Annotated in this window: 21 protein-coding genes and 3 rRNA genes; 16 read left to right on the top strand and 8 right to left on the bottom strand. The window is 69.9% G+C overall.

Going from position 1 to position 25894, the window contains the following annotated elements; genetic code table 11:
• Positions 1-57 precede the first annotated feature (57 nt).
• Positions 58-1245, top strand: coding sequence for an alkaline phosphatase family protein (locus tag BOQ63_RS17275; RefSeq protein WP_030285449.1), 1188 nt, complete (start codon positions 58-60; stop codon positions 1243-1245).
• 61 nt (positions 1246-1306) lie between these two features.
• On the top strand, positions 1307-1963 hold the full coding sequence (locus BOQ63_RS17270) for a thymidine kinase (protein WP_030285451.1): 657 nt from the start codon (positions 1307-1309) through the stop codon (positions 1961-1963).
• Positions 1964-2010: 47 nt separating this feature from the next.
• Here BOQ63_RS17270 and BOQ63_RS17265 read toward each other — a convergent pair whose 3' ends face one another.
• Positions 2011-2748 (bottom strand): VOC family protein, encoded by a 738-nt coding sequence (locus tag BOQ63_RS17265; RefSeq protein WP_318277716.1) that lies wholly within the window; start codon positions 2746-2748, stop codon positions 2011-2013.
• Positions 2749-3012: 264 nt separating this feature from the next.
• Between BOQ63_RS17265 and BOQ63_RS17260 the strand changes: the two genes are divergently transcribed.
• Positions 3013-3888: a sulfurtransferase gene (locus BOQ63_RS17260; RefSeq protein WP_150475963.1), complete on the top strand. Its 876-nt coding sequence runs from the start codon at positions 3013-3015 to the stop codon at positions 3886-3888.
• Positions 3889-3949: 61 nt separating this feature from the next.
• On the opposite strand, the gene sepH is transcribed toward BOQ63_RS17260, so the two are convergent.
• Positions 3950-5029: a septation protein SepH gene (sepH, locus tag BOQ63_RS17255; RefSeq protein ID WP_072654586.1), complete on the bottom strand. Its 1080-nt coding sequence runs from the start codon at positions 5027-5029 to the stop codon at positions 3950-3952.
• A gap of 517 nt (positions 5030-5546) precedes the next feature.
• Between sepH and BOQ63_RS17250 the strand changes: the two genes are divergently transcribed.
• On the top strand, positions 5547-6410 hold the full coding sequence (locus BOQ63_RS17250) for a hypothetical protein (protein ID WP_150475962.1): 864 nt from the start codon (positions 5547-5549) through the stop codon (positions 6408-6410).
• Positions 6411-6415: 5 nt separating this feature from the next.
• Here the strand turns inward: BOQ63_RS17250 and BOQ63_RS17245 are convergent, their stop codons facing one another.
• Positions 6416-7738 (bottom strand): D-arabinono-1,4-lactone oxidase, encoded by a 1323-nt coding sequence (locus BOQ63_RS17245; RefSeq protein WP_030285461.1) that lies wholly within the window; start codon positions 7736-7738, stop codon positions 6416-6418.
• Between the two features lie 105 nt (positions 7739-7843).
• Positions 7844-9100 carry an MFS transporter gene (locus tag BOQ63_RS17240; protein ID WP_046386694.1) on the bottom strand — a complete coding sequence of 419 codons (1257 nt, stop codon included), beginning with the start codon at positions 9098-9100 and terminating at the stop codon, positions 7844-7846.
• 131 nt (positions 9101-9231) lie between these two features.
• Here BOQ63_RS17240 and BOQ63_RS17235 point away from each other — a divergent pair, with 131 nt between their 5' ends.
• Together BOQ63_RS17235 and BOQ63_RS17230 are read left to right on the top strand one after the other, a co-directional pair.
• A complete protein-coding gene (locus BOQ63_RS17235; RefSeq protein WP_030285467.1) occupies positions 9232-10374 on the top strand; it encodes a ferrochelatase in 1143 nt (380 codons plus the stop codon).
• 18 nt (positions 10375-10392) lie between these two features.
• Complete coding sequence (locus BOQ63_RS17230; RefSeq protein ID WP_030285469.1) at positions 10393-11211, top strand: inositol monophosphatase family protein; 819 nt, start codon at positions 10393-10395, stop codon at positions 11209-11211.
• 144 nt (positions 11212-11355) lie between these two features.
• Here BOQ63_RS17230 and BOQ63_RS17225 read toward each other — a convergent pair whose 3' ends face one another.
• A complete protein-coding gene (locus tag BOQ63_RS17225) occupies positions 11356-11541 on the bottom strand; it encodes a hypothetical protein (RefSeq protein WP_030285471.1) in 186 nt (61 codons plus the stop codon).
• A gap of 445 nt (positions 11542-11986) precedes the next feature.
• On the opposite strand from BOQ63_RS17225, the gene BOQ63_RS17220 reads away from it, so the two are divergent.
• From BOQ63_RS17220 to BOQ63_RS17205, 4 genes are all read left to right on the top strand, one after another.
• Positions 11987-12640, top strand: coding sequence for a response regulator transcription factor (locus BOQ63_RS17220; RefSeq protein ID WP_030285473.1), 654 nt, complete (start codon positions 11987-11989; stop codon positions 12638-12640).
• Between the two features lie 111 nt (positions 12641-12751).
• A complete protein-coding gene (locus BOQ63_RS17215; RefSeq protein ID WP_030285475.1) occupies positions 12752-14056 on the top strand; it encodes a sensor histidine kinase in 1305 nt (434 codons plus the stop codon).
• Positions 14057-14321: 265 nt separating this feature from the next.
• Positions 14322-15305, top strand: a complete 984-nt coding sequence (locus tag BOQ63_RS17210) for an acyl-ACP desaturase (RefSeq protein ID WP_072654580.1) — start codon at positions 14322-14324, stop codon at positions 15303-15305.
• A gap of 505 nt (positions 15306-15810) precedes the next feature.
• Positions 15811-16110, top strand: a complete 300-nt coding sequence (locus BOQ63_RS17205) for a DUF4193 domain-containing protein (protein WP_030285479.1) — start codon at positions 15811-15813, stop codon at positions 16108-16110.
• Between the two features lie 229 nt (positions 16111-16339).
• Here the strand turns inward: BOQ63_RS17205 and BOQ63_RS17200 are convergent, their stop codons facing one another.
• A complete protein-coding gene (locus tag BOQ63_RS17200; protein ID WP_370863295.1) occupies positions 16340-16789 on the bottom strand; it encodes a DUF3093 domain-containing protein in 450 nt (149 codons plus the stop codon).
• Positions 16790-16924: 135 nt separating this feature from the next.
• Here BOQ63_RS17200 and BOQ63_RS17195 point away from each other — a divergent pair, with 135 nt between their 5' ends.
• The 6 genes from BOQ63_RS17195 to rrf all read left to right on the top strand — a co-directional run bounded on the left by BOQ63_RS17195 (position 16925) and on the right by rrf (position 24395).
• A complete protein-coding gene (locus BOQ63_RS17195) occupies positions 16925-17503 on the top strand; it encodes a PaaI family thioesterase (RefSeq protein ID WP_030285483.1) in 579 nt (192 codons plus the stop codon).
• Positions 17500-17967, top strand: coding sequence for a dUTP diphosphatase (gene dut / locus BOQ63_RS17190; protein ID WP_030285485.1), 468 nt, complete (start codon positions 17500-17502; stop codon positions 17965-17967). Before BOQ63_RS17195 ends, dut begins: the two co-directional genes overlap by 4 nt.
• A gap of 69 nt (positions 17968-18036) precedes the next feature.
• A complete protein-coding gene (locus BOQ63_RS17185; protein WP_030285487.1) occupies positions 18037-18834 on the top strand; it encodes a DUF3710 domain-containing protein in 798 nt (265 codons plus the stop codon).
• A gap of 446 nt (positions 18835-19280) precedes the next feature.
• Positions 19281-20797, top strand: a 16S ribosomal RNA gene (locus tag BOQ63_RS17180).
• A 274-nt stretch (positions 20798-21071) separates the two neighbouring features.
• A 23S ribosomal RNA gene (locus BOQ63_RS17175) occupies positions 21072-24192 on the top strand.
• Positions 24193-24278: 86 nt separating this feature from the next.
• Positions 24279-24395 (top strand): 5S ribosomal RNA (gene rrf, locus BOQ63_RS17170).
• Together the 16S, 23S and 5S rRNA genes form the textbook arrangement of a ribosomal RNA operon.
• Before the next feature lie 66 nt (positions 24396-24461).
• Here rrf and BOQ63_RS17165 read toward each other — a convergent pair.
• Positions 24462-24929 (bottom strand): GNAT family N-acetyltransferase, encoded by a 468-nt coding sequence (locus tag BOQ63_RS17165; RefSeq protein ID WP_030289147.1) that lies wholly within the window; start codon positions 24927-24929, stop codon positions 24462-24464.
• 89 nt (positions 24930-25018) lie between these two features.
• Entirely contained in the window at positions 25019-25810 is a 792-nt protein-coding gene (locus tag BOQ63_RS17160; protein WP_030289145.1) for a VOC family protein, read from the bottom strand.
• Between the last annotated feature and the right edge of the window lie 84 nt (positions 25811-25894).

Genomic DNA, 25894 nt, shown 5'->3' with positions numbered 1-25894 from the left:
GCCCGCGTGCCCGTTCGCGCTCCCGCCCGCGTTTCCGACCGCTACGAATCCGGTTCCATGTCCTTCGCACCCTCCGACGGCTACGACGCCTTCGAGATCCTCGACCCGGCCGCCGCCCCCGCGCCCCCGTACGGCAGCGGCTCGCTCTGCGACCTGCTGCCCTCGGTGGCGGCGGGCCTGGGCGTCCCGGGGTTCACCGCGACGCTGCCGATCGCCCCGGCCGACCGGGTGGTGGTGTTCCTGGTGGACGGCCTGGGCTGGGAGCTGCTGCTGCGCCACCCCGAGTACGCGCCGTTCCTGTCCTCGCTGGCCGGGAGCTCGATGGGCGGCACCGGCCGTCCGCTGACCGCGGGCTTCCCGTCCACCACCGCGACCTCGCTGGCCTCGGTCGGCACCGGCACGCCGCCGGGCCTGCACGGCCTGGCCGGGTACACGGTGGCGGTGCCGGGCGCCGACTACCTGATGAACCAGCTGCGCTGGCAGCCGCACACCGACCCGCAGGCCTGGCAGCCGTACCCGACGGTCTTCGAGCAGACCCAGCGGGCCGGGGTGGCGACCGCCCAGGTGTCCTCCCCGCTGTTCGCCCAGACCCCGCTGACCAGGGTGGCGCTGTCCGGCGGCAGCTTCCTGGGCCGCACCACCGGCGAGGAGCGGATGGACCTGGCCGCCTCCTGGCTGGCCGAGCACGACCGGGCGCTGGTGTACACCTACGTCAGTGAGCTGGACGGTGCGGGCCACCGCTTCGGGGTGGACTCCGACGAGTGGCGGATGACGCTGGACGCGGTGGACCGGCTGGCCCGTCGGCTGGCCGAGCAGCTGCCGCCGCGCTCGGCGATGTACGTGACCGCGGACCACGGCATGATCGACATCGCGCCCGAGGACCGGATCGACTTCGACGAGGACTGGGAGCTCGGCGCCGGCGTCGCCCTGCTCGGCGGTGAGGGCCGGGCCCGGCACGTGTACGCCGTGCCGGGGGCCGCGGCCGACGTGCACACGGTCTGGAGCGAGGTGCTGGGCGACCGGATGTGGGTGGCCACCCGGGACGAGGCGATCGCCGCGGGCTGGTTCGGCCCGACCGTCGACGAGCGGGTCTACCACCGGATCGGTGACGTGGTCGCCGCGGCGCGCGACGACATCGCGATCACCGCCTCCCGCAACGAGCCCGGCGAGTCCGCGATGATCGGGCTCCACGGCTCGATGACCCCGGTCGAGCAGTTCGTGCCGCTGCTCGAAGTCCGGGGCTGAGCCGGACCGTTGCATTCTCCGTGCCCGAACTCACTCGATCTGAAAGGCCTTTGCTCCACCCATGGCTGAACTGGTGTTCTTCTCGGGCACGATGGACTGCGGCAAGTCGACGCTGGCGCTGCAGATGGACCACAACCACACCGCGCGCGGCCGGCAGGGCGTCATCCTGACCCGCAACGACCGGGCCGGCGCGGCCACCATCTCCAGCCGGCTGGGCCTGCGCGCCGACGCGGTCGAGGTGACGGACGACTTCGACTTCCACGCGCACGTGGTGCAGCGGCTCTCGGCCGGCGGCCGGGTGGACTACCTGATCTGCGACGAGGCCCAGTTCTTCGCCGCCGAACAGGTCGACCAGTTGGCCCGGGTGGTGGACGAGCTGGACATCGACGTCTACACCTTTGGCATCACCACCGACTTCCGCACCCGGCTGTTCCCGGGTTCGCGGCGGCTGATCGAGCTGGCCGACCGGGTGGAGGTGCTGCAGGTCGAGGCGCTGTGCTGGTGCGGCGCGCGGGCGACCCACAACGCCCGTACGGTCGGCGGGGTGATGGTGGTCGAGGGCGCCCAGGTGGTGATCGGCGACATCTCGGTGAGCGACGACGAGATCGGCTACGAGGTGCTGTGCCGCCGCCACCACCGCCGTCGGATGACCGCCGCGACCGCGCGCGCCTCGGTGCTCTCCCCGGACGTGCTGCCCTTCGAGGACCAGCAGGCCTAGGGTCCGTCGCCGTGCGGACGGACCCTCTCCGTAGCGGCTGCCAGGGCCTAGACTTCGAGCACCGAGAAGTGCCCGCCCTGCGGGTCGGCCAGCCGGGCGGCGCGGCCGCGGGCGGTGTCGTGCGGTTCGATCAGGACGCGGCCGCCGAGTTCGACGGCGTGACGGGTGGTCAGCGCGGCGTCCCGGACCGCGAAGTGGGTGCGCCAGCGCGGCGGGTGGCCGCGCAGGTCGGCGTGGTGGCGGATGCCCGCGACCGGGCGTCCGTGCACCAGCAGCGCGGAGCCGCCGACGGCGGGCCGCACCGGGCGGTCGAGCACGGAGCCGTAGAAGGTGGCGGCGCCGTCGGCGTCCGGGGTGAGCAGTTCGGCCCAGGCGGGGCCTCCCGGTTCGGCCCCGGCCTCCCGGCCGAGGTGCTCCTCGCCCTGCCAGAGGCCGAAGACGGCGCCGGAGACGTCGGAGGCGATGGCCATCCGCCCCGCCCGCTCGGCCTGGAGAGGCCCGACCGCGACGGTGCCGCCGCACTCGCGCACCAGTTGGGTGGTGCGGTCGGCGTCGTCCACGGCGAAGTAGGTGGTCCACTGCACCGGAAAGCCGGTGGCGGTGGAGACACCGAGTCCGGCGACAGGCGCCCCGTCGAGCTCCGCCCGTACGTAGTCGCCGAGTTGGCCGGGGCCGGGGGAGTACGTCCAGCCGAGCAGTTCGCCGTAGAAGGCGCGGGCGCCGGGCAGGTCGTGGGTCAGCAGGCTGACCCAGCAGGGCGTTCCCTGGGCCAGCCGGAGTTCCACCGCGGGCAATGCGGGCCTCCTCAGGGGTGGTTGGCGCACGGAAATCCGTGGGCGCGAGGGTGATGCTTCCACCCTGGCGCGCGCCCAACCCTCGACCCGCGCGGAAAGTCCGGCAAAGAGCGCACAAAGAGGCGTGGTTCGGGCGTGTCCTGCGGGTTTGCCGGGTCCCGCCGCGGTGTTGGGGTGCGTGGACCCGCGGCGCCTCGGACCGGGCGAGGATCCGCAGGACACGCCCCGGGGGCGCGCTGCGCGACAATGGCCGTCATGACGACCTTCAACGACGGTTCCCCGCTGATCTCCGCGGCCGAACTGGGGGAGGCGCTCGCCTCCGAGCGTCCGCCGGTGCTGCTGGACGTGCGCTACCAGCTGGTCGGCGCCGCACCCGGCGGCCCGACCGCGGCCGAGGAGTACCGGGCCGGGCACCTGCCCGGTGCCCACTTCGTCGAACTGGACCGGGACCTCGCGGCCCCGCCCGGCGCCCCCGGTCACGGCGGGCGCCACCCGCTGCCGGACCCGGAGGAGTTCGGCGCGGCGATGCGCGGCTTCGGGGTGAGCGCCGGGCGGCCGGTCGTGGTGTACGACGGAGCCGCCTCGATGGCGGCGGCCCGGGCCTGGTGGCTGCTGCGCTGGGCCGGCCACCGGGACGTCCGGGTGCTGGACGGCGGCTTCGCGGCCTGGCAGGCGGCCGGGCTGCCGGTGACGGACGAGCTGCCGGAGCCGGCCGCGGGCGACTTCGAGCCGGTGCCGGGGCAGTTGCCGACGGTCGACGCGGACGGCGCCGCGGACTGGGCGCGCAGCGGCCTGCTGCTGGACGCCCGGTCGGGGGAGCGCTACCGCGGCGAGACCGAGCCGGTGGACCCGCGGGCCGGGCACATCCCGGGTGCGGTCTCGGCGCCGACGTCCGAGAACGTGCGCCCCGACGGGCGGTTCCGCCCGGTCGCCGAACTGCTCGCGCGCTTCCGGGTGTTCGGTGCGGGGCAGCGCAGGACCGCGGTGTACTGCGGTTCGGGCGTGACGGCGGCGCACCAGATCCTGGCGATGGAGGTGGCGGGCCTGGACGCCACGCTGTACCCGGGCTCGTGGAGCGAGTGGTCGAGCGACGCGAGCCGCCCGGTGGCGGTGACCGGCCAGCCGGGCTGAGCCCGGACACGTCGGAGGGGCGGGAGGCCAGGCCTCCCGCCCCTCCGACGTTTGTCGGTGACTACTCCTGCTTCTTGCGCCGGCTGCCGAAGACGATCTCGTCCCAGCTGGGCACGGTGGCCCGGCGGCCGGGCCGGACGCCGTCCGCCTCGGCCTGCCGGTCGGTGGTGCCGACCAGGCGCTCGCGGTGCGGGGCGACGGCGCGCGGCATCAGGATGTCGGCGTAGGCCGAGCCCGCGCCGACCGCCGGGGCGGCGGCCGCGGCCGGTTCCTCGCTCTCCTCGGCGACCTCGGCGGGCACCGGTTCGATCGGGGCGGGGCCGCCGACGGCGAGGTCGCCGCGGAAGGCGGGGACCACGTCGAGCAGGCTGGTCAGCGAGTCCCGGGACTCGGCGGTGGCCTCCCGCGACTCGCGGACTTCGCGGGCCGACATGATGCGGTCGGCGGAGGGCCGGTCGATCATCGGGCGGGGCGGCCGGTCCTGGGGGAGCCGGGCGATCCGCGGGATGAACGGGAAGACCGAGTCCTCCTCGCGCTCGACCGTCTCGCCGATCAGCGCGCGGGCCTCGTCGTCGTTGGGCTGGACCAGGCGCCGGGGCGGGTCGTACGTCCAGGACGCACTGCGGCCCTCGCCGTCGGCACGGTAGGAGAGGATGACCTCCCAGGTGCCGTCGTCGCGCCGCCAGGAGTCCCAGCGCTCGGTGTCCTTCTCGGCGCCGCGCAGCGCGAGCCGCTCGGCCACGGCCTCGCCGAGCTGCGGTCCGGGGGACTCGCCGTTGCGGCGGATGGCGGTCTTGCGGGCGCGCTCGGCCATGAAGGCGCGCTCGGCGAGGACCGGCCCCTCGAAGCGGCGGACGCGGTCGACGGAGATGCCGGCGGCCTGGGCGACCTCCTCGGCGGAGGCACCGGCTCGTATCCGCGCCTGGATGTCCCGGGGGCGGAGGTGGCTCTCGACCTCGATCTCGATCTGGCCGAGGCGCGGCCGGTCGCCGCGGATGGCGGCGCGCAGCCGCTCGTCGATGGGGAGGGTGTACTCCGTGCTGTCGGCAGCCTTGAGCACCAGCCGTGTGCCGTCGTTGCTGACGGCCACAACCCGCAGTTCGGGCACGGTTACCTCCCGGGTGGTGCCTGCCGACGTCACCTGCGTCGCTGCTCCCGTACTGAGTGTGGCCTGCCCACTCGCGACTGGCCACAACCTTGCTGAGTTCCCCGGCGTGTCGGGCTTACGCCCGGTCACACCAATGTGGCACGGTTGCCTCTTTGCCACGTCGTCCGTTGACGTCGCGCCTGGGTGTCCCGGCCGTCCTCGCACGCGGAGTGTTCGCGACGATCCGGGACCGGCGTCGCCGTGCGTGCCCGTTCAGTGGCTCTTCGTCAAGCTGTCGGTGTAGGCACAGTCGACAAGTCGACCCAAGGCTCGGGCTTTACGAACAGTACTCCATTCGTGGCATCCGAAGGGGCGGCTCGCCGCTCAAGTCTCCCGCGATTCACGGGAATCTCAAGAGCGCGCGCCCCCAACGGCGCACCACCGCCGGATGGACGGTGATCATCTTCACACAATCCTGGCGCGCAGAACCGCATTTTCGCCCCTTGTGTCCTTCTTTGGGCAAGATGGAGTGGCTTGTTCGAGTAAGAGTCGTACGGACCGAGGGATGTTGATGCCGGAGCGGAGCCCCGCCGAGGAGGGCGGCAAGCAGGAGCGCAAGCGGATCGATCTGAGCGTGGCTCAGGTCGCGGCGAGCGCGCTGGCCGCGGTGGTGGGCGCGCTGCTCGCCTCGGAACTCGGCGTGTACGGCACGATCATGGGCGCGGCGGTGGTCAGCATCGGGGCCACCACCGGCGGCGCGGTGTTCCAGCACGCGTTCAGGAGGACCGGCCAGCAGCTGCGCGCGGCGGTGGACCGCGGGCCGAACCAGACCGTGAACTCCCTGCGCCAGGTTCCGGTGGAGCCCGAGCGGGCCGCGCCGGAGCCGCTCGGGCCGGTGATCACCTCGGAGTGGAACGAGCCGCAGGTGGTGCGGGCGCGTCGGCGGTGGGGCTGGAAGAGCTACGCGGCGGTGTCCGGGCTGGTGTTCCTGCTGGCGATGACGCCGATCCTGGCGTTCGAGCTGGCCACCGGACAGCCGGTGTCGGCGACGGTCAAGGGCGAGTCCGGCAACGGGACGTCCTTCGGTGGCGCGGTGACCCCGAAGTCGTCCACGCCGCAGGACGCCCCCGCGGAGCGGCCGGCCACCGGGGGCGGCGGGCGCGGACCGGGCGGCGCGCCCTCCGGCGGCGCCTCGGCCCCGGCGTCCACCCCGCCGAGCCGCGAGCCGGGCCGGACCCCGAGCGGCGGCACCGGCGAGCACGGCGGCGCAGCCTCCCCCTCGGCCGTTCCGAGCACGACCCCCTCGAGCGGCGCGTCCCCGTCGGCGGGCGGCGGCAGCGGGCCGACGGACGGGTCCACGCCCCAGCCGCCGACGCCCACCGACGCCCCGGCGCAGCCGACGGTGGTCCCACCGCCGGCTGCGGAAACGCCCTAGGTGTCCTAGGCCCCCAGTACGCGCCGCAGGTAGTCGTTGCCGAAGAGGCGCTGCGGGTCGACCTCGTCGCGCAGCGCCGTGAAGTCGCCGAAGTGCGGGTAGACGCCGGCCAGGTACTCGGCGTCCCGGGTGTGCAGCTTGCCCCAGTGGGGGCGGCCCTGGTGGGCGGACATCAGCTGTTCCACTCCGGTGAAGTAGCCCGGGTCACGGGTGCCCCGGTAGAGGTGGACGGCGATGTAGGCGCTGTCCCGGCCGGAGGCGGTGGACAGCCAGAGGTCGTCGGCGGGGGCGAAGCGCACCTCGACCGGGAAGCTGACCTTCCAGTCGGAGCGTTCGACCAGGGCCTTCAGTTCGCGCAGCACCTCGGCGACGGCCGCGCGCGGGACGGCGTACTCCATCTCCACGAAGCGGACCCTGCGCGGGCTGGTGAACACCTTGTGGGAGGTGTCGGTGTAGCTGCGGTCGGACCAGGCGCGGCTGGCGAGCGAGGCGATGGTGGGGATGGCGCCGGGGAAGCGGCGGCCGACCCGGCAGGCGCCCTCCCAGACGGTGTTGGAGAGGAAGTCGTCCTCCAGCCAGCCCTTGAACCGGGGCAGCGGGGCGGCCGGGCCCTGGCTGCGGTTGTTGCGCTTGGTGGAGCAGCGGTCGGTGTGGGGGAACCAGTAGAACTCGAAGTGCTCGTTGACGGCGGTGAGGTCGTCGAGGCGCTCCAGTACCTCGTCGAAGCCCATCGGCTGCTCGTGGGCGGTGAGCAGGAAGGCGGGTTCGACGGCGAAGGTGAGGGCGGTGATCACGCCGAGGGCGCCGAGGCCGAGCCGGGCGCCCTGGAAGAGCCGGGGGTTCTCGGTGGGGGAGCAGCGCCGGACGGTGCCGTCGGCGAGGACGATCTCCAGGGCGCGGACCTGGGCGGCGAGGGAGCCGGAGTCGCGGCCGGTGCCGTGGGTGCCGGTGCTGGTGGCGCCGGCCACGGTCTGGACCTCGATGTCGCCCATGTTGGTGAGGGCGAGGCCCTCGGCGGCGAGGATCCGGTTGAGGCGGCTCAGCGGGAGGCCGGACTCGACGGTGACGGTGCCGGCCTCGCGGTCGATCTCGCGGACGGCGGTGAGCGCGTGGGGGCGGACCAGCAGGCCGTCGCCGGGGGAGGCGATCGCGGTGAAGGAGTGGCCGGAGCCGGCGGCCTTGACGCTGCGGCCCTGTTCGGCGGCGCGCAGGATCTCCTTGGCCAGTTCCTCCGCGGTGCCGGGGGTGGCGGTCCGGGCCGGGTGGGCGCTCTGGTTGCCGGCCCAGTTGGTCCATCGGGTGCGGGTCGCGGTGCTGGCCTGGGGCATTGCGCTGCCTCCTGCTCCGTGGCCGAACGAGGTCGGCGCGTCCGGGGCGGCGGGGGCCGCCCTACCCACGGGTAGGGCCCTGGGTAGGGCGAGAGATTAGTCAGTTCACCGTTCGGCGTCTACGGGTCGTTCGACCGCTTCCACTTGCTCGTTCGCGGTGACTCCGGCGCGCAGCCGGCCGAGTCCGGTGAGCGCGACGAGCACCCCGAGGGCACCGGCGGTCAGCGGGACCCAGTAGCCGGACGGGGCGCCGGAGGCGTCGACCACCCAGCCGCCGACCGAGGAGCCGAAGGCCACGCCGAGGGCGAGTCCGGTGGTGGTCCAGGCCATGCCCTCGGTGAGCTTGGCGGCCGGGACGAGCCGTTCGACCAGGGCCATCGCGGAGATGAGGGTGGGGGAGATGGCGACGCCGGCGATCAGCAGGGCGGCACCGGCCGCGACCAGCCCGCCCACGCCGTGCACGGTGGAGGCGACGAGCAGGATGGGGACCATGCTGAGCGCCATCATCACCACGCCGACGAAGAAGCGGGTGGACAGCGGGCTCCTGGGCTTGAGCGCTCCGTAGACGACGCCGGCCAGGCCGGAGCCGACGGCCCAGACGGCCAGGACGATGCTGGAGAGCCCCTTGTGCCCCTGGGCGTCGGCGAAGGCGACGGTGACGATCTCGACCGAGCCGAAGATCGCGCCGGTGGCGACGAAGGTCAGCACCAGGACGATCAGGCCACCGTTGAGGATGGCGCTGCCGCCGCCGTGGGCCGAAGCCGGGTGGACCGGCGGCTCGGTGCGGCGCTGGGCGGTGAACAGGGCGATGCCGACGGCGAGCGCGACGACGGCCACGAGGACGCCGGACTCGGGGAACACGTTGGTGGCCAGGCCGATGGCGAGGATCGGGCCGACGATGAAGCAGACCTCGTCGACCACGGCCTCGAAGGAGTACGCGGTGTGCAGCTTGGCGGGGGCGTCGCGGTAGAGGTGGGCCCAGCGGGCGCGGACCATGGCGCCGGCGCTGGGCATGACGCCGAGGCCGACGGCGAACAGGAACAGCGTCCAGGACGGTGCGTGGAAGTGGGCGCAGAGCAGGAGCCCGGTCGCGGCGGCGACGGTGAGCGCGGTGGCCGGGACGGCGACGTGGCGCTGCCCGCGGCGGTCGACCAGCCAGGAGACCGCCGGGCCGAGCGCCGCGGCGGCGACCGCCATCGTTGCGGAGACCGCGCCCGCCAGCCCGTACGACCCCGTCAGCTGGGAGAGCATGGTCACGATGCCGATGCCGGCCATGGAGATCGGCAGGCGGGCTACGAACCCGGCGGAGGAGAAGGCCAGGGTGCCTGGCGCGGCGAATATTCGGCGGTAGCTGGACAGCACGGGAGCTCCGGACAGGGGGGTAAGGAACAAGGCTGGTCAACACAGCTTACGTACGTTGGCAAACGGTATTTTCCGGACACCAACGCGGCCCCGGCGCCGGGCCCCGGCCCCTCAGTGGCAGGATCGGTGCCATGTCCGACGCGCGCAAACCCTCCTCATCCGGCGCCGCCCCGTACGACGCCCTGCTGCTCCTCTCCTTCGGCGGGCCCGAGGCCCCGGAGGACGTCGTCCCGTTCCTGGAGAACGTCACCCGGGGCCGCGGCATCCCCAGGGAACGGCTGAAGGAGGTGGGCCGGCACTACTTCCTGTTCGGCGGGGTGAGCCCGATCAACGAGCAGAACCGCGAGCTGCTGGCCGCCCTGCGCAAGGACTTCGCCGGGCACGGGCTGGACCTGCCGGTCTACTGGGGCAACCGGAACTGGGCGCCGTACCTGGTGGACACCCTGCGGGAGATGGCCGCCGACGGCCATCGCCGGATCGCGGTGCTCGCCACCAGCGCCTACGCCGGATACTCGGGCTGCCGCCAGTACCGGGAGAACCTGGCCGACGCGCTGGCCGTCCTCGCCGAGGAGGGCCGCCCGGCGCTGACCGTCGACAAGCTGCGGCACTTCTACAACCACCCCGGCTTCGTCGAGCCGATGATCGACGCCACCGTGGCCGCCCTGAACGAGCTGCCCGAGGCCGTCCGCCCCGGCGCCCGGCTGGCCTTCACCACCCACTCCATCCCGGACGCGATGGCGGAGACCTCCGGCGCCCCGGACGACCCGGCCCGCGGCACCCCCGGCGGCGCGTACGTCGCCCAGCACCTGGAGGTGGCCCGGCTGATCGCCGCGGCCGTCGCCGAGCGCACCGGCGTGGCCGACCGGCCGTGGGAGCTGGTGTTCCAGAGCCGCAGCGGCGCCCCGCACATCCCGTGGCTGGAGCCCGACATCTGCGACCACCTGGAGGCGCAGCACGCCGACGGCGCGCCGGCCGTGGTGATGGTCCCGATCGGCTTCGTCTCCGACCACATGGAGGTCAAGTACGACCTCGACACCGAGGCCGTCGCCAAGGCCGCCGAACTGGGCCTGCCGGTCGCCCGGGCGGCCACCGTCGGCGCCGACCCGCGGTTCACAGCCGCGGTCCGCGAACTCGTCCTGGAGCGGGCCGCCACCGAGCGCGGCGAGGGCGTGAGCCGCTGCGCGCTCGGCGCCCTCGGCCCCAGCCACGACGTGTGCGCGGTGGCCTGCTGCCCCAACCCGCGCGCCGCCCGCCCGGCCGCCGCCGAGCGCTGACCCAGGAGGAGAACCCCCGTGCCCACCCCCGCCCCGCCCGCCGACGGGCTCCTCGACGACCTGCTGGACGTCGCCCTGGACGCGGCCCGGCAGGCCGGCGTGCTGCTGCGCGACGGCCGCCCCGCCGACCTCGGCGTGGCCGGCACCAAGAGCAGCCCGGTCGACGTGGTCACCGAGATGGACCTCGCTTCCGAGAAGCTCATCGTGGAGCTGATCGCCGACCGCCGCCCCGAGGACGGCTACCTCGGCGAGGAGGGAGCCGAGCGCCCGGGCAGCAGCGGGGTGCGCTGGGTCGTCGACCCGCTCGACGGCACGGTCAACTACCTGTACGGGCTGCCCTCCTGGGCGGTCAGCGTGGCCGCCGAGGTGGACGGCCGGGCCGTCGTCGGGGTGGTGTACGCCCCAGCGCGCGGCGAGCTGTTCCACGCCGTGCTGGGCCGCGGCGCCCGTCTCGACGGCCGCCCGGTCTCGGCCCGCCCGGCCCCGCCCTGGGGCCAGGCGCTGATCGCCACCGGCTTCAACTACGTCCAGCCGGTGCGGGTGCGCCAGGCCGAGGTGCTGCTGGCACTGATGCCCGAGGTGCGGGACGTCCGCCGGGGCGGGGCGGCCGCGGTGGACCTGTGCGACGTCGCCGCCGGGCGGCTGGACGGCTACTACGAGCGCGGCCTCGCTCCCTGGGACCGGGCGGCCGGCTGCCTGATCGCCGGCGAGGCCGGCGCACTGGTCGGCGGCCGTCCCGGCCACGGCCCGGACGGCGAGCTGACCGTGGCCGCCGCCCCGGGCGTGTACGAGCCGCTGCAGGAGCGGCTGGCCGCGCTGCGCGCCTGGACGGACTGAGTCCACCCGGGGCCTCGGACGAGCGGACCGGGCCCCGGGGAACACGCCCCCGGGCAAGCGAAGACCCTGGCACACGGGGGATGCCAGGGCCTGGGGTTTCGCACGGCCCCCGCAGGGCCGCTGGTGCCGGAATCCGGCGTCGGGTCAGGCGGCGGTGCGGTGGCGGTCCAGCACGGTGTCCACACCGTGCTCGGCGGCGAGACGACGGAGGTCGTCCAGCTCGGACTGCTCCACCTCGGCGAGGAACTCGTCCCCGGCCTCGATCGCGCGGTGCAGGTCCTGCTCGGCGTTGGCTATGCGCTGCAGGATTCCGGCCTTGAAGGCGTCCATACGGGCCCCCTTACTGTGTCGGACGTGCACGGTCGTGCGCTCTCCGCCCCGGGGGAGGGTCCAGCCGGTGAATGCGCCCGGACCGACAGGTGGTGGATCTCCGGTCGGGCGCGGGGACGGCCCTTCGGCCGCTTCCGGTGACGCCCCAGCCCCAGGGCCGGCGCGGATGAACGCACGGCGGGTGGGTGCGATCGGCCAACAGCCAGATCGCGGGTGTGCAGCTGTCCTCCCCACCCCGGGGGCCGGGAAACCTCCGGGCGGAAGAAAGTTGCCCGTGTCACAGTCCAAGCGGAGCGTTCCCGACACGAACGGTCAGCGCCGCGGTGCCCGGCCCCGTGCCAGCGGGGCAGCTTATCGCTGCTTTACCGCAGGACCAGGCAGGATGGAGGCACCGTCGGAGCCGTGCGTCCGCTTCCGGGGCCGGCCTGGAGAAGGGACAACGACCGTGCGGGTTCTCGTCGTCGAGGACGAGCAGCTGCTTGCCGAGGCCGTCGCGACCGGCCTGCGCCGCGAGGCGATGGCCGTCGACGTGGTGTACGACGGGGAGGCCGCGCTCCAGCGCATCGCGGTCAACGACTACGACGTGGTGGTCCTGGACCGCGACCTCCCGCTGGTGCACGGCGACGACGTGTGCCGCAAGGTGGTCGAGCAGGGCCTGGCGACCCGGGTGATCATGCTGACCGCCTCCGGCGACATCAGCGACCGGGTCGAGGGCCTGGAGATCGGCGCCGACGACTACCTTCCGAAGCCGTTCGCCTTCAGTGAACTCGTCGCCCGGGTGAGGGCGCTGGGCCGCCGCGCGACCATCCCGCTGCCCCCGGTGCTGGAGCGGGCCGGCATCTCGCTCGACCCCGGACGGCGCGAGGTGATCCGCGAGGGGCGCACCGTCCAGCTCGCCCCCAAGGAGTTCGCCGTCCTGGAGGTGCTGATGCGGGCCGGCGGCGCCGTCGTCTCCGCCGAGCAGCTCCTCGAGAAGGCCTGGGACGAGCACACCGACCCGTTCACCAACGTCGTGCGCGTCACCGTGATGACCCTGCGCCGCAAGCTCGGCGACCCGCCGGTGATCGTCACCGTGCCGGGTTCCGGCTACCGGATCTGACCGGAACCCGCCCCCGCAGCCGGAATCCAGCGGCCCGAGCCGCCGGGTCCGCCCCCGAGGATTCCCCCGCCGTACCGGCGCCCGCCCCGGCGGACGCCCGAGAGGACCATCATGAGCACCCCGCCGCGCCCGGCCGGCGGGCCCTCCGGCGTGCCCGCCGGCGGCCCGCGCGCCGTCCCGCCGAAGCCCGCACACGCGCCGCACCAGGGCCGGCCGCGCCAGCCCGAGACCTACGTCCCCGGCGACGGCCTGCTCGCCTGGCTGCCGTTCCGCCCCACCATCCGGATGCGGCTCACCCTGCTGTACGGCGGGATGTTCCTGATGGCCGGCGTGGTGCTGCTGCTGGTGATGTACTTCTTCGTCCAGCAGGCGCTCCAGCAGGTCGGCCAGCCGCACCTGCTGCTCAACGGCATCCCCGTGCGGACGCCGGACGGCCAGATCATCTCCAACCAGTCCGCGCTCGACCAGTGGCTGAACGACTACCGGTCCTACCAGGCCGGCCAGGCGCTCAACACCCTGCTGCGCAAGCTGCTCACGGTGCTCGTCTGCCTCTCCGTGATCGCTTTCGCGGCCGGCTACGCGATGGCCGGCCGGGTGCTGCGCCCGCTCGGCCGGATCACCCGGACCGCCCGTGAGGTCGCCTCCTCCGACCTGCACCGCCGGATCGAGCTGGACGGGCCCGACGACGAGCTCAAGGAGCTCGCCGACACCTTCGACGACATGCTGGACCGGCTGGACCGCTCCTTCGACTCCCAGCGCCGCTTCGTCGCCAACGCCTCGCACGAACTGCGCACCCCGTTGGCGATCAACCGGACCCTGCTGGAGGTCCAGCTCTCCGACCCGGCCGCCTCGCCCGACCTCCAGCAGCTCGGCAGGACCCTGCTGGCCACCAACGAGCGCAGCGAGCAGCTGGTCGAGGGCCTGCTGCTGCTCGCCCGCAGCGAGAACGAGCTGACCGACCGCCGTTCGGTGGAGCTGTCCGAGGTGGCCACCCGGGCTTTGGAGCAGACCCGCAGCGAGGCCGACAAGCGCGAGGTCGAGCTGCGTTCGAAGCTCGATCCGGCCGTCGTCGCGGGCAACGGCGTGCTGCTGGAGCGGCTCGCGCTGAACCTGCTGCAGAACGCCGTCCGGTACAACACCCCGGGCGGCTGGGTGGAGCTGGCCACCGCCACGGTGCCGGGCGGCGGCGAGCTGGTGGTCTCCAACACCGGCCCGGTGGTCCCCGGCTACGAGCTGGAGCACATCTTCGAGCCGTTCCGCCGGATCAAGGGCGCCGACCGCACCCGCAGCGACAAGGGGGTCGGGCTGGGCCTGTCCATCGTCCGTTCGGTGGTGCGCGCCCACGGCGGCACCATCGAGGCCACCCCGCGCGCCGGGGGAGGGCTCACCATGCGGGTCCGGATCCCCTCGCCGTAGGGGCCCCCTGTGCCGTTCCGCGAGGTAACGGCCCCGGACTCCGGCGCGTTCCGTGGGCGACCGTTTTCAGCCGCCCCCGGCAGGCCTGTCAAGACGACATAAGGCCTGGCGGGGGCGGCTTGTCATTTCCGGCCCGGGCAACTTACGGTGTCGTAACCTACGCAACCGTAAGTGCGCCTGCCGGTCCGCCCGCCGACGGCTCCGCACGGCGCTTGCCCGCCCCACGCGCCCGTCCCGCGCGTATCCGTCCCCCAGGAGCACGACCGTGACCATCGCCCCTGTGCAGAGCAGCCCCTCGCTCGGATCGAGCGGCTGGACCGACACGCGACTGATCCTGGCCCTCGAGGAGGTCGTGGAGAAGGAGCTCAACCGCCACCTGGGGGTCGCCAAGGAGTGGATGCCCCACGAGTTCGTCCCGTGGAGCCAGGGCCGTGACTTCGACGGCGTGCTGGGCGGCGAGGCGTGGAACGTCGAGCAGTCGCAGGTGACCCCGCTCGGCCGGGTGTCCCTGGTCGTCAACCTGCTGACCGAGGACAACCTCCCCAGCTACCACCACGAGATCGCGACCATGTTCGGCCGCGAGGGCGCCTGGGGCACCTGGGTGCACCGCTGGACCGCCGAGGAGGGCCGGCACGGGATAGCCATTCGCGACTTCCTGCTCGCCACCCGGGCCGTCGACCCGGTCGAGCTGGAGCGGGCCCGGATGTCGCACATGTCCGAGGGCTTCGAGTCCGACAACTCCCACAGCATGCTGCACTCGGTCGCGTACGTGGCCTTCCAGGAGCTCGCCACCCGCATCTCGCACCGCAACACCGGCAAGTACGCCGGCGACCCGCTGTGCGACCAGCTGCTGGCGAAGATCGCCAACGACGAGAACCTGCACATGGTCTTCTACCGGAACCTGCTGAAGGCCGCCCTGGAGATCGCCCCGGACCAGGCCATGCGCGCCATCGCCGACGTCGTCACCAACTTCCGGATGCCCGGCCACGGCATCCCCGGTTTCGAGCGCGCCGCCGCGCAGATCGCCATCGGTGGGGTGTACAACCTGCGCATCCACCACGACGACGTGCTGCAGCCGGTGCTGCGCCACCTGCGGGTGATGGAGTTCGACGGCCTCGGCCCCGAGGGCCTGGTGGCGCAGAACGAGCTGGGTGTCTTCCTGGACGGCCTGGACTCCCAGGCGCGCAAGTTCGAGGAGCGCCAGGCCGCGCTGCTGGCCCGCCGGGAGGCCCGCCGCAACGCCGGCTGACACGCCTGCGGGGGCGCTCCCACGAAGGGGCGCGCCCCCGGATCGAGGGGGTGGAGTGGGTGGATTTTCCGGGTTTTGTCCCGGAAGATTCTGAACGTGACCAAGCTCACACCGTGTCGCTCCGTGACGTCGGGCAACCCCGGAGAGTGATCACCTGGCCGGGGGTGTCGATCGCCGTCCGTGACCGGAATCTGTCCTGCCGCCGGAACGCGGGGTTGGCTGGCGCCCCTGGTGGGCAAGGGATTTCGAGGACACCGGTGCGGCTTCCGGTCACTGTGAGTCGCCGGAAGTACGGTCGTTCGGCGGGTTGGCGATGGCCCAGCGTGAGGCCTTCCACGCCCTGAAGGATCACCCCAACGGAGCCCTGGCTGAGTGTCGATTGAGTAACAGGGCTTGAAGTAAGGCAAAATCTCCGCCTCGGGTCGGGCACAAGACCGACCCCCCATGCGTTACGTGCGCTGGAGATACCGCACACACCGCACAACCCGGAGGGGGAGAGCGAAAAATGGCAACCGACTACGACACCCCACGCAAGACCGACGACGAGCTCAACGAGGACAGCATCGAGGAGCTCAAGGCTCGTCGGAACGACAAGGGCGGCAGCTCGGTGGACGTCGACGAGTTCGACGCCGCCGAGGGCATGGAGCTTCCCGGTGCCGACCTCTCGAACGAGGAGCTCGCGGTTCGGGTCCTGCCCAAGCAGGCCGACGAGTTCACCTGCATGAGCTGCTTCCTGGTCCACCACCGCAGCCAGCTCTACAGCGAGAAGAACGGCAACCCGATCTGCCGGGACTGCGGCGCCTGAGCACCGCAGCGGACAGCGCCAGGCACCCGTGGCTCCCGCGGGACCGGCACAACGCTCCTTCCGGCCCCGGGCAGCGGGGCCGGACGGCAGGTCCGCGGTCCGTCCGGAAGGGCGGACCCGGGAGGACGGAGTCGGTCGGCCGCGCGCCGGCGAGGACAAAGTCGTAGGGACGGTCCCGCATCAGCGGAACCGTCCCTCTCGGTCTTTCGGGGCCCTCGTGGTGCGCCGGCTACGTGCGGGCGCCGCGCCGGGCCTCCTCCAGCGCCTCGGCCAGCTTCATCGGCGAGCGGGTCGACAGATAGAGGTAGGGCGTCGGGTCGGCCGGGTCGCTCACCTCGACCCTCAGCGCGGTGGGGACGTAGCTGCGCAGCAGCATGAAGGCTCGGGGGTCGGCCTTCGGACCGCGCCAGGCCGCGGCCTCGGCGGGGCTCAGCGCCTGCGCGGCGCCCAGCGCGTCCACCGGGATGCGGGCCGGCCCGGCCACCAGCGAGCCCTGCACCACCCGGATCCGGGCCGAGCCGTAGCTGCTGATCGCCACCGCCCCGGCGGCGATGCCGACCACCAGGCCGACCAGGGCGGCCAGACCGCCGACCCGGATCAGGATCAGCGCCAGGGTCAGACCGACTGCGACGGGGAGCAGCCACCAGGAGCGCGGCACCGTGAGGCGTTCGTCGTACATGCCCTCCATTGTGGTCGCCCTGACGCCCGGCACGGGACGCCACCCCCACCGGAGGCCTTGCTACCCCTGGGTAGGCTGCGAGCCGTGACCGGTACGACCACCCCCACCACCCCCACCGACCGATCGGCGCCCGCGTTGCCGCCGACCCCGACCACCCCGCCGCCGGACGCCGTGATTCCGGAGCGCCACCCCCAGGCCCCCGCCCCCGGCACCCGCCTCGGCTCCCACTACGAGCACTGCTTCGGCTGCGGCCCGCAGCACCCCGGCGGCCTGCGGATCGACGCGGTCGCGGGGGAAGGCCTGGACGTCACGGCCGAGCTCACCGTCCGGGACGTCCACCAGGGCGGCCCCGGGCTGGCCCACGGCGGGCTCCTCACCACGGCGATGGACGAGACCCTCGGCACGCTCAACTGGCTGCTGCACGCGCCCGCCGTGACCGGCCGGCTGGAGACCGACTTCCTCAGCCCGGTGCCCGTCGATTCCGTGCTGCACCTGCGCGCCTGGATCACCGGCGTGCACGGCCGCAAGATCTACAGTGCCGCCGAGGCGCGGATCGGCGGCCCGGACGGACCGGTCGCGGTGCGGGCTCAGGCGCTCTTCGTCCAGGTGAAGCTGGAACACTTCACCACGCACGGTCGTCCCGAGGACATCGAGAAGGTCCTCGACGACCCTGATCTGATGAAGCGCGCACGAGCCTTTGAGGTGAACCCTTGAGCGAGACCCCCCGCCCGCGGCTGGACGTCCTGATCCGGCGCATCGACCCCGAGCTGCCGCTGCCCGAGTACGCGCAGCCCGGGGACGCCGGTGCCGACCTGAGGACCACCGTCGACGCCGAGCTGGCCCCCGGAGAGCGGGCGGTGCTCCCCACCGGCATCGCCGTCGCGCTCCCGGACGGCTACGCGGCCTTCGTCCACCCGCGCTCCGGGCTGGCAGCTCGTTGCGGAGTTGCCCTCGTGAACGCCCCGGGGACGGTCGATGCCGGGTACCGTGGAGAGATCAAGGTGATCGTCGTCAATCTGGACCCGCGCGAGGGGGTCAGCTTCCGCCGAGGGGACCGGATCGCCCAGCTGGTCATCCAGCAGGTCGAGAAGGCCCGCTTCCACGAGGTGGCCGAGCTGCCCGGGTCGGCACGTGCCGAGGGCGGGTTCGGGTCGACCGGTGGCCACGCCGCGGTCTAGCATTCCCGCGGCCTCGCAGGAAGCCGAGCAGGTATTCGCATCGGTCTTGGACCGGGAAGGACAGTGACCGTGTTCCGTCGTCGCCAGAAGAGCGAGGACGCTGTCGAGCAGCTCGCCGACGACGCCATCAGCGCCGACGAGACGGCCGATGACGTCGAAGGTTCCGCCGAGAGCGAGAACGTGACCGAGCTGGACCCGGCCGACAAGGTCGGCCTGCCGCCGGCCCCGCGGCCGGACGGCCCATGGGATCACAGTGAGCTGGAGACCCCGGAGGAGGGGCGAGTCGACCTCGGGGGTCTGCTGGTTCCCGGTGTCGAGGGCATGGAGCTGCGCGTCGAGGTCGCGGGTGACGCGATCGTCGCGGCGACCCTCGTGCTCGGCAACAGCGCCATCCAGCTGCAGGCCTTCGCGGCCCCGAAGTCGGAGGGCATCTGGGGAGAGGTCCGTGAGGAGATCGCCAACGGCATCACCTCGCAGGGCGGCCTGGTCGACGAGGAGGAAGGCCCGCTCGGCTGGCACCTCCGCGCCCAGGTCCCGGTGCAGCTCCCGGACGGCACCCAGGGCGTACAGCTGGTGCGCTTCGTCGGGTGCGACGGCCCGCGCTGGTTCCTGCGCGGCGTGATCTCGGGCCAGGCCGCCGTGCAGCCCGAGATGGCCGGCGTCCTGGAGCAGGTCTTCCGGCAGACCGTCGTCGTCCGCGGCGAGAGCCCGATGGCTCCCCGCGACCCGATCGTGCTGAAGCTTCCCGAGGACGCCCAGATGGTCGCCGACGGTGGCGGGGCTGCTGCCACCGCCGGCGAGGGCGAGGGCCGCTACGGCTCGCTCGACCCGTTCGCCCGCGGCCCGGAGATCACCGAGGTCCGCTGACCCCGGCCCGATCACCTGGCGTCTCCATCGCCTCCATCGCCTCCGCCCGGAGCCCCGGGCGGAGGCGATTTGCATGTGGCGGGCCGCTACCCGTACAGTTCCGGAGTCGCCGCGGGAGACCGGGGTGACAAAGCGGAAAGCGAATCCGATGAATGAAACTCCGGAAAACGGAGCGGAAAACATCTGATAAGCTGGAAACACGAAAGAACGAAGCGCCCGGAGGGCCCGCTGGAAGGCGGTCCGAAGGAAGCGTCCGTTCCTTGAGAACTCAACAGCGTGCCAAAAGTCAACGCCAGATATGTTGACATCCCCGGCCTCGATCGTCTGATCGGGGTTGGAGATTCCTTTTGAAACAAACACTAGCGAGGACGCAGTGCGCGGGACCGCCCTATTCCGGTGGTTGCCGTGCCGCTCAACGCGGGTGTGAACCCGATTACGGGTAAACATTCACGGAGAGTTTGATCCTGGCTCAGGACGAACGCTGGCGGCGTGCTTAACACATGCAAGTCGAACGGTGAAGCCCTTCGGGGTGGATCAGTGGCGAACGGGTGAGTAACACGTGGGCAATCTGCCCTGCACTCTGGGACAAGCCCTGGAAACGGGGTCTAATACCGGATACGACCTTCCTCCGCATGGGGGTTGGTGGAAAGCTCCGGCGGTGCAGGATGAGCCCGCGGCCTATCAGCTTGTTGGTGGGGTAATGGCCTACCAAGGCGACGACGGGTAGCCGGCCTGAGAGGGCGACCGGCCACACTGGGACTGAGACACGGCCCAGACTCCTACGGGAGGCAGCAGTGGGGAATATTGCACAATGGGCGAAAGCCTGATGCAGCGACGCCGCGTGAGGGATGACGGCCTTCGGGTTGTAAACCTCTTTCAGCAGGGAAGAAGCGCAAGTGACGGTACCTGCAGAAGAAGCACCGGCTAACTACGTGCCAGCAGCCGCGGTAATACGTAGGGTGCGAGCGTTGTCCGGAATTATTGGGCGTAAAGAGCTCGTAGGCGGCCTGTCGCGTCGGATGTGAAAGCCCGGGGCTTAACCCCGGGTCTGCATTCGATACGGGCAGGCTAGAGTGTGGTAGGGGAGATCGGAATTCCTGGTGTAGCGGTGAAATGCGCAGATATCAGGAGGAACACCGGTGGCGAAGGCGGATCTCTGGGCCATTACTGACGCTGAGGAGCGAAAGCGTGGGGAGCGAACAGGATTAGATACCCTGGTAGTCCACGCCGTAAACGTTGGGAACTAGGTGTTGGCGACATTCCACGTCGTCGGTGCCGCAGCTAACGCATTAAGTTCCCCGCCTGGGGAGTACGGCCGCAAGGCTAAAACTCAAAGGAATTGACGGGGGCCCGCACAAGCAGCGGAGCATGTGGCTTAATTCGACGCAACGCGAAGAACCTTACCAAGGCTTGACATATGCCGGAAACATCCAGAGATGGGTGCCCCCTTGTGGTCGGTATACAGGTGGTGCATGGTTGTCGTCAGCTCGTGTCGTGAGATGTTGGGTTAAGTCCCGCAACGAGCGCAACCCTTGTTCTGTGTTGCCAGCGAGTAATGTCGGGGACTCACAGGAGACTGCCGGGGTCAACTCGGAGGAAGGTGGGGACGACGTCAAATCATCATGCCCCTTATGTCTTGGGCTGCACACGTGCTACAATGGTCGGTACAAAGGGCTGCGATGCCGTGAGGCGGAGCGAATCCCAAAAAGCCGGCCTCAGTTCGGATTGGGGTCTGCAACTCGACCCCATGAAGTTGGAGTTGCTAGTAATCGCAGATCAGCATGCTGCGGTGAATACGTTCCCGGGCCTTGTACACACCGCCCGTCACGTCACGAAAGTCGGTAACACCCGAAGCCGGTGGCCTAACCCGTAAGGGATGGAGCCGTCGAAGGTGGGACCAGCGATTGGGACGAAGTCGTAACAAGGTAGCCGTACCGGAAGGTGCGGCTGGATCACCTCCTTTCTAAGGAGCACATGGCCGCTTGCAGGCGAATGTTCTGCACGGTTGCTCATGGGTGGAACGTTGACTATTCGGCACAGCGAGGGCTTGGTCTCCTAGTACTGCTTCGGCGTGGAAGAGAGAGTCTGGTTCTGGTTGTGTCGGGCACGTTGTTGGGTCCTGAGGGAACGGAAGTTGCCTCAAGGATGCCGGCCTCACTCGAGATGGTCCTTCGGGATCGTTGAGGGTGTGTGACTGGTCGTTGTTTGAGAACTGCACAGTGGACGCGAGCATCTGTGGCCAAGTTTTTAAGGGCGCACGGTGGATGCCTTGGCACCAGGAACCGATGAAGGACGTGGGAGGCCGCGATAGGCCCCGGGGAGCTGTCAACCGAGCTTTGATCCGGGGGTGTCCGAATGGGGAAACCCGGCAGTCGTCATGGGCTGTCACCCGCTGCTGAACACATAGGCAGTGTGGAGGGAACGCGGGGAAGTGAAACATCTCAGTACCCGCAGGAAGAGAAAACAACCGTGATTCCGGGAGTAGTGGCGAGCGAAACTGGATGAGGCTAAACCGTATTGGTGTGAGACCCGGCAGGGGTTGCCAATACGGGGTTGTGGGAATGAGCTTCAGTCGTCTGCCGGCGGCTGGGCGAGTCAGAAACCGTATGGGTAGTCGAAGGACATGCGAAAGGTCCGGCGTAGAGGGTAAGACCCCCGTAGACGAAATCTGTACGGCTTGCTTGCTCATCTCCCAAGTAGCACGGGGCCCGAGAAATCCCGTGTGAATCTGGCGGGACCACCCGCTAAGCCTAAATATTCCCTGGTGACCGATAGCGGATAGTACCGTGAGGGAATGGTGAAAAGTACCGCGGGAGCGGAGTGAAATAGTACCTGAAACCGTGTGCCTACAAGCCGTGGGAGCGTCGTCAGTCGGTTTACCGGCTGGCCGTGACTGCGTGCCTTTTGAAGAATGAGCCTGCGAGTTTGCGGTGTGTAGCGAGGTTAACCCGTGTGGGGTAGCCGTAGCGAAAGCGAGTCCGAATAGGGCGTTTGAGTTGCATGCCCAAGACCCGAAGCGGAGTGATCTAGCCATGGGCAGGTTGAAGCGCGGGTAAGACCGTGTGGAGGACCGAACCCACCAGGGTTGAAAACCTGGGGGATGACCTGTGGTTAGGGGTGAAAGGCCAATCAAACTCCGTGATAGCTGGTTCTCCCCGAAATGCATTTAGGTGCAGCGTCACGTGTTTCTTGCCGGAGGTAGAGCACTGGATAGGCGATGGGCCTTACCGGGTTACTGACCTTAGCCAAACTCCGAATGCCGGTAAGTGAGAGCGTGGCAGTGAGACTGTGGGGGATAAGCTCCATGGTCGAGAGGGAAACAGCCCAGAACACCGACTAAGGTCCCTAAGCGTGTGCTAAGTGGGAAAGGATGTGGAGTCGCAGAGACAACCAGGAGGTTGGCTTAGAAGCAGCCACCCTTGAAAGAGTGCGTAATAGCTCACTGGTCAAGTGATTCCGCGCCGACAATGTAGCGGGGCTCAAGCACATCACCGAAGTCGTGTCATTGCAGCGAATAGGGCCAACGCCTGCTGTGATGGGTAGGGGAGCGTCGTGTGCCGGGTGAAGCGGCCGAGGAATCGAGTCGTGGACGGTATACGAGTGAGAATGCAGGCATGAGTAGCGATACAAGAGTGGGAAACTCTTGCGCCGATTGACCAAGGGTTCCTGGGTCAAGCTGATCTGCCCAGGGTAAGTCGGGACCTAAGGCGAGGCCGACAGGCGTAGTCGATGGACAACGGGTTGATATTCCCGTACCCGCTTTGAAGCGCCAACGCTGAACCTTCTGATGCTAAGCCCGTGAAGCCGTCCCGGAGCCTTCGGGCAAAGGGAAGTGGTGGAGCCGGTGGCCCAACGGGGTAGTAGGTGAGCGATGGGGTGACGCAGGAAGGTAGTCCAGCCCGGGCGGTGGTTGTCCCGGGGTAAGGGTGTAGGCCGAGTGATAGGCAAATCCGTCACTCATTGAGGCTGAGACCTGATGCCGAGCCGATTGTGGTGAAGTGGATGATCCTATGCTGTCGAGAAAAGCCTCTAGCGAGTTTCATGGCGGCCCGTACCCCAAACCGACTCAGGTGGTCAGGTAGAGAATACCGAGGCGTTCGGGTGAACTATGGTTAAGGAACTCGGCAAAATGCCCCCGTAACTTCGGGAGAAGGGGGGCCATTCCTGGTGACGGGCCTTGCGCCTTGAGCTGGGGGTGGCCGCAGAGACCAGCGAGAAGCGACTGTTTACTAAAAACACAGGTCCGTGCGAAGCCGTAAGGCGATGTATACGGACTGACGCCTGCCCGGTGCTGGAACGTTAAGGGGACCGGTTAGCTCCACTTCGGTGGGGCGAAGCTGAGAACTTAAGCGCCAGTAAACGGCGGTGGTAACTATAACCATCCTAAGGTAGCGAAATTCCTTGTCGGGTAAGTTCCGACCTGCACGAATGGCGTAACGACTTCTCGACTGTCTCAACCATAGGCCCGGTGAAATTGCATTACGAGTAAAGATGCTCGTTTCGCGCAGCAGGACGGAAAGACCCCGGGACCTTTACTATAGCTTGATATTGGTGTTCGGTTCGGCTTGTGTAGGATAGGTGGGAGACTTTGAAGCAGCAACGCCAGTTGTTGTGGAGTCGCCGTTGAAATACCACTCTGGTCGTGCTGGATGTCTAACCTGGGTCCGTGATCCGGATCAGGGACAGTGTCTGGTGGGTAGTTTAACTGGGGCGGTTGCCTCCTAAAGGGTAACGGAGGCGCCCAAAGGTTCCCTCAGCCTGGTTGGCAATCAGGTGTTGAGTGTAAGTGCACAAGGGAGCTTGACTGTGAGACTGACGGGTCGAGCAGGTACGAAAGTAGGGACTAGTGATCCGGCGGTGGCTTGTGGAAGCGCCGTCGCTCAACGGATAAAAGGTACCCCGGGGATAACAGGCTGATCTTCCCCAAGAGTCCATATCGACGGGATGGTTTGGCACCTCGATGTCGGCTCGTCGCATCCTGGGGCTGGAGTAGGTCCCAAGGGTTGGGCTGTTCGCCCATTAAAGCGGTACGCGAGCTGGGTTTAGAACGTCGTGAGACAGTTCGGTCCCTATCCGCTGTGCGCGTAGGAGTGTTGAGAAGGGCTGTCCCTAGTACGAGAGGACCGGGACGGACGAACCTCTGGTGTGCCAGTTGTTCTGCCAAGGGCATGGCTGGTTGGCTACGTTCGGGAGGGATAACCGCTGAAAGCATCTAAGCGGGAAGCCTGCTTCGAGATGAGCACTCCCACCTCCTTGAGAGGGTAAGGCTCCCAGTAGACGACTGGGTTGATAGGCCGGATATGGAAGCCCTGTGAGGGGTGGAGTTGACCGGTACTAATAGGCCGAGGGCTTGTCCTCAGTTGCTCGCGTCCACTGTGTTGTTCTGAAACAACGACCCCGACCCCGTAAGGCGTGGGTTGGTGCGGTTGACAGTTTCATAGTGTTTCGGTGGTCATAGCGTGAGGGAAACGCCCGGTTACATTCCGAACCCGGAAGCTAAGCCTCACAGCGCCGATGGTACTGCAGGGGGGACCCTGTGGGAGAGTAGGACGCCGCCGAACAATCATTCAGAAGAACCCCCATCCGGATTCCGGATGGGGGTTCTTCGTGTTTCCGCGCCGCTGCCCTCAGTTCGGGAGCGTCATTTTGAAGCCGAGGTGCGAGGGCGCGAAACCCAGCCGCTCGTAGAAGCGGTGGGCGTCCGTGCGCGTCGCGTCGGAGGTGAGCTGGACGAGGTCCGCGCCGAGTTCGCGGGCGCGCTCGACGGCCCACCGGATCAGTTCGGTACCGAGCCCGCTGCCCCGGTCGTCGGCGCGGACGCGGACGGCCTCGATGATCGCGCGGGTGGAACCGGTGCGGGAAAGGCCGGGGACGAGGGTGAGTTGCAGGGTGCCGACGGTACGGCCGGCGCGTTCGGCCACGACCAGGTGCTGGTGCGGATCCCCGTCTATGCGGGCGAACGCGGTGCGGTACGGGGTGAGGTCGTCGAGAGTCTCGCGGGTGGCGCCGAGCGGGTCGTCGGCGAGCAAGCCGACGATCGCCGGCAGATCGGCCTCGGTGGCCCGTCGGATGGTCAGAACAGCCGTTTCAGTCATGATCGGAGGATAAGGATGCTCTCCAGGGCCGGACCGGTCTTGTCTACGCCCGGAGTACCCCTTTACGGCCCTTCTGGGTCGATGCCAGGTCAGGCCGCGGGCGCTGCGCTGGTGATGACGGCGAAGGCGGCGCCGTGCGGGTCGAGCAGCTGGGCGAGGCGGCCGACCCCGTGCACGTCCGTCGCCGGGATCCGGACGGTCGCGCCGAGCCGGCCGGCGATGGCGAGGCTGGCGTCCACGTTGGGGACCTCGAAGTAGGGAAGCCAGTGCGAGCCGGTGCCGCGCGCGGTGCGCTCGGGGCCGAGTTGCACGATGCCGCCGTGGGCGTCCTCGGTACCGCCACCGGCCGGGGTGAGCACGGTGTAGAACGCCTCGCCGAACGGGACGTCCCGTTCCTGCCAGTCGAAGACCGCGCGGTAGAAGGCCCTGGCCCGTTCGGCGTCGACGCTGTAGCACTCGGCCCAGCAGAGGCTGACCTCCTCGTTGACGAGGTCCAGGCCGCGGGTGTCGTGCGGCTGCCAGACGGCGAATTCGGCACCGGTCGGATCGGTGAAGCCGGCCATCCGGCCCGCGGTGAAGACGTCGAAGGGAGCGAACCGCACGCTGCCGCCCGCCTTTTGGACGAGCTCGGTAGTGCGGTCGGCGTCCTGCGTGGCGAAGTACAGCGTCCAGCCGGGCAGTGCGGCCTCGTCGGCGAGCGGGCCGAGAGCGGCGACGGTTCGGCCGTCGAGCTGGAAGAAGCCGTAGCCGCCGGCCTCGGGGCCGGCCGAGTCGAAGGTCCAGCCGAACAGCGCGGTGTAGAAGTCGACGGAGGCCCGGGTGTCGGGGCTGCTCAGGTCGAGCCAGACCGGGGAACCGGGGCGGAAGTCGGTGTTCAGCATGGCGGTACTTGCTCCTCGGACGGGTCCCGCGCGGGCGCGGTGGACGGCCCCCCGGTTCCTTCCAGCCTGGCATCTCGGCGAGGG

Source organism: Streptomyces viridifaciens (assembly GCF_001888885.2).
In the GTDB taxonomy this organism is placed as follows: Bacteria; Actinomycetota; Actinomycetes; order Streptomycetales; family Streptomycetaceae; genus Kitasatospora; species Kitasatospora aureofaciens.
This window is presented reverse-complemented; position numbering and strand designations above follow the sequence as displayed.